This window comes from Synechococcus sp. Cruz CV12-2-Slac-r, from assembly GCF_024346075.1.
In the GTDB taxonomy this organism is placed as follows: Bacteria; Cyanobacteriota; Cyanobacteriia; order PCC-6307; family Cyanobiaceae; genus Synechococcus_D.
Genome location: NZ_JAGQEK010000227.1, coordinates 1 through 2,112, shown reverse-complemented (window position 1 = coordinate 2,112; position 2,112 = coordinate 1). Strand labels below are relative to the sequence as shown.

Genomic DNA, 2,112 nt, shown 5'->3' with positions numbered 1-2,112 from the left:
CCATCTTCCCAAGCTAGAAGGGATGCGAAGTTTTAAAGCTGATATGCATCTCACTTACTACGGAGCGAATGGATGGTTGCTAGAGCTCGGCGGCGTGAGGGTATTGCTGGATCCATGGCTCACTGGCCCGTTGCAATTTGGCTCTGCCACATGGTTTTTTGAAGGGCGCCTACCCCACGACTGGCCGGTACCTGAAAATCTTCATCTCTTGCTTTTAAGCCAGGGTTTGCCTGATCACGCCCATCCGCCAAGCCTTGCGTTACTACCAAAAAACCTGCCGGTGCTGGGTTCTTGCTCAGCGATAAAGCTGGCTAGCTCCCTTGGTTTCACTAATTGCAAAGCGCTTAAACCAAGAGATCTGCATCAGCATGGTTGCCTGCAAATTGAAACCACTGCCGGTGCTGCAGTGCCTCAGCTGGAAAATGGTTATTTGTTGCGGGCCGGCACTGAAAGTTTGTATGTGGAACCCCATGGATTTCTTGATCCGCTAATAGCAGTTCAGCCGCTTACAGCTGTTATTACACCGGTGTTGGATCTGGGCTTGCCTTTAGCGGGAGCCTTTGTGAAGGGGCAAACAGTGTTGCCGCAACTGTTGGAGCGCTTCCAGCCCAGTTGGCTGCTGGCCAGCACTGCAGGGGGTGGAATTAATTACAAAGGAATATTGGAACGCTTGCTGTGGAGTAGTGGCGATCAATCCAAATTGGAGGCGCAGCTCGCCCTCCGGCACCCTCCCACCACATTCATCGATCCCGATCCAGGACACTGTTACGAGCTGAATCCAGCCTGATGCCATCCGCCCCATTACCGCTGCTCGCTGCCCCGATCAGTTTTGGCACAGATGGCTGGCGCGGCATTCTCGGCGTTGATATCACCCTGGAGCGGCTGTTGCCGGTAGCAGCTGCCGCGGCGGCTGAATTAGCCCATTCCGCTCCAGCTGAACTCGATAGCCGCACAGTAGTAATTGGCTTTGATCGCCGTTTCCTTGCCCCTGAATTTGCTGCTGCGATTGCTGCAGCAGTGCGGGGGGTGGGGTTAGAGCCGTTATTGGCTTTAGAACCACTGCCAACTCCAGCCATTAGTTGGGTGGTTGTAACTAGGAAGGCGTTGGGTGGGCTGGTAATCACCGCCAGCCATAACCCCGCCGAATGGTTGGGATTAAAAATTAAAGGCCATTTCGGTGGTTCGGTGGAGGCAGATTTCACCGCCAGAGTGGAGCAGCGCTTAGCGGCGGGTGCTGTAACTGTTCCAGAAGTAGGAGAAACAGCTTGTTTTGATGGCTGGAGTGAATACCTAACGGGTTTGCGCAGCAAGATTGATGTGCAGGCTTTGCGCCATGGCTTGGAGGAGATGGATCTTGCGGTAATCGTTGATCCAATGCATGGTTCAGCCGCTGGTGGTTTGCCCGCATTACTCGGTGATGTGGTGCAAGAAATACGTTCAAATCGCGACCCCTTATTTGGTGGTAACCCGCCTGAACCGTTAGCGCCTTATTTAGGTGAGTTGATTTCCACGGTGAAGGCGGCAACCGCTGCGGCTAAATCAGCTGTGGGCATTGTTTTTGATGGCGATGGTGATCGGATTGCTGCGATTGATGAGCAGGGGCGTTATTGCAGTACCCAATTGTTGATGCCATTGTTTATTGATCATTTAGCCAGGGCGCGAAAGCTGCCGGGCAAGGTGGTGAAAACAGTTAGTGGCTCTGATTTAATGCAGCTAGTAGCGGAAGATCTTGGGCGCGAGGTGTTGGAAATGCCAGTTGGATTTAAATATATTGCAAGTGAGATGTTGAGCTCAGAAGTATTAGTTGGGGGGGAGGAATCCGGTGGCGTGGGCTTTGGGATGCACCTGCCTGAGCGCGATGCTCCGTTTGCCGCCCTACTTTTGCTTGAAGCTTTAGTAGAAGGCGGTAAACCGCTTGGAGTGCGGCTGGATGAGTTGCAAAATCGTTGCGGCGGGCCCAGCTATTACAACCGTTTAGATCTACGTTTAAAAGATATGGCAAGCCGCCTGAGGCTGGAGAAACAATTAGCAGAAGCACCCCCCAGCGAAGTAGCAGGGGTTGTTGTACAGGAATTTGTGCGCACAGATGGGTTGAAATTAAGGCTGGGGCCC

The 2,112-nt window shown here is 53.0% G+C and carries 2 protein-coding genes; both read left to right on the top strand.

What is annotated here, in order from left to right; all coding sequences use genetic code 11:
- Window positions 1-22 precede the first annotated feature (22 nt).
- On the top strand, window positions 23-787 hold the full coding sequence (locus KB557_RS10985; RefSeq protein WP_255134160.1) for an MBL fold metallo-hydrolase: 765 nt from the start codon (window positions 23-25) through the stop codon (window positions 785-787).
- On the top strand, window positions 787-2,112 hold a 1,326-nt coding region (locus tag KB557_RS10980; protein WP_255134158.1), incomplete at its 3' end, for a phosphoglucomutase/phosphomannomutase family protein. The genes KB557_RS10985 and KB557_RS10980, both read left to right, overlap by 1 nt.

Coding starts and splice junctions, on each gene's coding strand:
- KB557_RS10985 (WP_255134160.1), top strand. CDS start 23: ATGCGAAGTTTTAAAGCTGATATGCATCTCACTTACTACGGAGCGAAT.